The sequence below is a fragment of the Vreelandella maris genome (assembly GCF_013371085.1).
GTDB lineage: Bacteria > Pseudomonadota > Gammaproteobacteria > Pseudomonadales > Halomonadaceae > Vreelandella > Vreelandella maris.
Genome location: NZ_JABWCV010000058.1, coordinates 1 through 3,696 on the forward strand (window position 1 = coordinate 1; position 3,696 = coordinate 3,696).

General features: G+C 49.1%; 4 protein-coding genes and 1 pseudogene. All 5 read right to left on the bottom strand.

Annotation, left to right across the window (positions count from 1 at the left end; translation table 11 throughout):
• Positions 1-999: 999 nt before the first annotated feature.
• Positions 1,000-1,509, bottom strand: a pseudogene (locus HUO07_RS21965) (molybdopterin cofactor-binding domain-containing protein); the annotation flags it as partial.
• A 69-nt stretch (positions 1,510-1,578) separates the two neighbouring features.
• Entirely contained in the window at positions 1,579-1,767 is a 189-nt protein-coding gene (locus tag HUO07_RS21970) for a hypothetical protein (protein WP_246286978.1), read from the bottom strand.
• An 83-nt stretch (positions 1,768-1,850) separates the two neighbouring features.
• Entirely contained in the window at positions 1,851-2,060 is a 210-nt protein-coding gene (locus tag HUO07_RS21975) for a hypothetical protein (protein WP_246286980.1), read from the bottom strand.
• Between the two features lie 755 nt (positions 2,061-2,815).
• The gene (locus HUO07_RS21300) at positions 2,816-3,238 is read right to left on the bottom strand and encodes a hotdog fold thioesterase (RefSeq protein ID WP_022523788.1); all 423 of its coding nucleotides are present in this window, start codon (positions 3,236-3,238) and stop codon (positions 2,816-2,818) included.
• A gap of 82 nt (positions 3,239-3,320) precedes the next feature.
• The coding region (locus HUO07_RS21645) for a hypothetical protein (protein WP_217908998.1) at positions 3,321-3,696 on the bottom strand (376 nt) is incomplete at its 5' end.

The following is a 3,696-nucleotide window of genomic DNA, read 5'->3' on the forward strand; positions in this document are numbered from 1 at the left end:
GGTTGAAGGAAAAGCGTCGGCTTAATACGCGTTACGACAAGCTGGCCAGTAGTTTCAAGGCCATGGTGACACTGGCTTGCATTGAGCAATGCATGAGAGCCAACTTTTCAGACAGAACCTAATAGTTCTTCCCACTTTATCCCGATTCACACCGACCATTGCCCATCATCACCATCAAGGTGGACACATAGCGTGATTTTAACATGTCCGGTTTTCGGACCATTCTGACCTTTGGCGGCAGTGCCTTACCTGTGCTTCACATCCTATTATGATTACCTTTGGCGATTGCACTCGCTTTCCCAGTTTAGCATCACGATAAAATTCCAAAATGCCCGTACAGTACAGGCTAATCATCGGAGGATATGTCATCCATTTATCACCGTGAACTCTCAATTGAGATTCAGACTTTCTGACACCCGTGAATGCGATTACTAAGACAAAAAGTTGCCCAATAGTGAGTGCCTTATCAACCAAGGTAAGTGCAACTTTCTTTCGTACCCAAGGCGTACCTGTAAGTACTTGATGCTGGATATTCTGCTCTGCCTGTTCGAAGGCCACCAAGAGTTGAGTCGTGGGAATATATAACCACGATAAGAGGGGTTAGCAGAAAATATACCCCATTATCCGATTAAGCTATGGAATGGTGTGATACAAAGTCGAGAAGCGAAAGATATTCGTATTAGTGAACAGCTGCATATCGAGCGTGAGCACCTCGGTTTTTCACTAGATTAGCGGATCAATATCCCTGGATAATTTTAGGTATTTTTTCGGAAGCCACCGACTCTTTTAGCCAACACGCTGTTATCCCGATCAATGAATGCGACAAGACTATGCTAGTGGGTGGATGCATTCTAAGTGCAACACTACTTAATGGTTGGCGGCTGGACTTTCTTAATGCTTTGCCATTAAGAAAGTCCAGCACTTCAATTAGGAACCTAAAGTGCTCCCCGCCCAATGTGTAACATTGGACGGGGTAAGTGCCAGAAGCACTATTAACTTTTATTGACCAAACGCTCCATGTTTAGCGCAATTGACAATACCAAAATCAAACCTTCTTTTAACAACGACATACCTATTACGGCGAAGTAAAAATACACCAGCATGATCGAACCTGAGAGCAGCTACTCTCCCATATTTGGTAACCGCTACCTCGATGTTGATGACACGGTTGGTGCCTGGCGACGCGCCTTGTAGATGCTCTAGACGATCTTCAACCCATTTGACCGGAGCGCCAACCTTGCGCGCAGCCAGTCCCATCAGCACCACATAAGTGCCCCCCTGCTTGATGCCAGAACTGCCACCGGAGTCCGGTGGTGTGCGCAAGCGTAAGCAGTTAGATGAAACTTTCAATGCACGCGCCATCACCGAATGCAGCGCGAATGGCCTTTGGAAGTTAGAGGTAACGTCATTAGTGGAAGAGGCTGGATAAAACTGGGCGAGTACGACGTAGCATTCGATCGGCATGCAAGAACTACGGGGATACTGAACCTTGAGCGATACGCGGCGAACAGCCTCTTCAAAGGCCTTCTCAGGATTGCCATAGCTAAAATGTCGATCATTTACGACATTTCCCCTAGTTTAATCATGAAGGACAGCAGCAGCTTCCCCAAGCGCGTCTTCTGGATCGATCACGACGAGCAATATTTCATAATCGACACGGACAGCATCCAATGCATCTTCGGCGAAGTAGCGACTCTCGGCAATCACGACAGCGACAGGTTCGCCGACGTAGCGCACTTTATCGACCGCCACACACCAATGCCCCATGGGCTGACGTACACCAACAGCAAATGGAGCCGCCCAGCGCTTGACATATTCCCCTATCTACACGCCGTGCACACCAGGCATGTCTAGAGCTTGGGGTAGGTTGACCAAGTATGCCGTGCATGGGCATGCGGTGAGCGCAACACTGCAGCATGCAAGGTACCCGGAGGTGTAGCAAGATCACCACCATAGCGTCCAAGCCCCCTCAGCAGGGCTTCGTCTTCGACGCGAGCTTGGCTCTTGCCAATAAAGTTGCTGCGCTTACTATTAAGTCCGGTTGGCTCAGGCGCGGTCATGCTCTCCTCCTTGGTGGCGTCATGAAGGCCGACCACCTGTAAGGGAGTCTAAGGAGCACACGTGGGGAAGCCTTGCCTCACAAAATGAGAACTTCCCGAATTGTACTGAGATTTTCCCGAGAGTCTGATCCGTGCAATAGCCCCCAGACACAACGCGCCGCGACAGGGTGGTTCAACACATTAATAGAAGGCAATTGACCTTCACTGCGCTCGGCGAGCACTGCCGTCTGGCAGGCGTGCGAATCGAAGAAGGCTGTCGAGGGTTGCTAAGATAGTTTTGGAAACTGTTTCACACCTAGGGTGCGAACCGCTGAAAATATGACATTTCCAGATGAAAGCTAAGCATATCGTCTTCGCTTGCATCGATGCCTGATTCTTACTGAGTCGGGTTAACAATGCTTTTCAAAACCTGCCTCGAAGCTTGTTCAGACAGAACAGCGAGCATCCCAGCAGCGTAAGGCATAATGAATATCGACACGACGCTAATAGAGTATCGCCATCGTCTCACTCAACCTAGCCAGACAAAGGTTCTCTCGACAAGCCAGCGATGGCGTCCGAGTCGTTGATCACCCCTCTATGCCCCGGCGAGCGATGCGAGGCTGGATGCCGCGAGCCTGATATGACCGGCGGCAGCGAGAACGCTCTGGTCGGCCCCATGAAACTGCTGAACACTATCGAGCATCGAGCAGAGCCATCAAAAGCAAACTGTCATGCATGTTGACCCTCGACAGTAGGATGGCCAACGGAACATGCGTTTACCATTTATTGATAACGGCCATGGTCAACCTAGAAACGCAAACCAACCTTTCATCGTTATTTTTGATATGTATTTCCCATATCTGAGTAGATCCGCCGATATGTAGCGGCCTCGCTGTTCCATAGACCCAGCCAGACTGCATTGGCCTCACATGGTTCGCATTAATCTCCTGGCCAACGGCGATCTTGCTACAGTCTTTCAGACAGAAGTTAGCAGCTATACTACCTAGGGTTTCAGCAAGTACTACCGATGCACCACCATGCAGTATGCCGGCAGGCTGAATGGTTCTTGCATCTACTGGCATCCTTCCACTAAGAGAATCATCCCCAATTTTAGTGAACTCAATTCCGAGATGACTTATTAGGGTCTCCTTTGCACTCAAGCCAAGCTCATCAAGAGTTATCTGTTTTTGCCAAATCATAATTCATACCCTGTTATGATAACCAATCACACGATTAATAAAAAACCGCAGATACAAGCGTTGCTATACTATTAGAAAGAATCTACGTCTTTCCTGAACCGTTGAATAACAGCTCCTCCCTAGCCGGCAGCTCCGCGTCGGCACTTTCTTTGCCACTCCCCAGCCGGCTATCAGCCCATACATGCTCAAGCCCCATTAACTTAAGCCAGTTCGGCTTATTAGTGAAGTCGAGCAGCCCTCTTATTAAGCGGCATGCTTGCGAGGATGTAGAGCCGAAGGAGCAATATTCAGGCGCTTTCGCTATCGAAACCTTCTTATTAGTGAGGAGCACCCAAAGGTAAGTACCTGATCTAAAGTTTTCGTGTAATATCCATGCCAGGATTTCTGACACGGACAGAACCATGGAAAAACGCTTCGTTGCCCCTCTCACTGAACCTGAACAACAGACGCTGACCTCC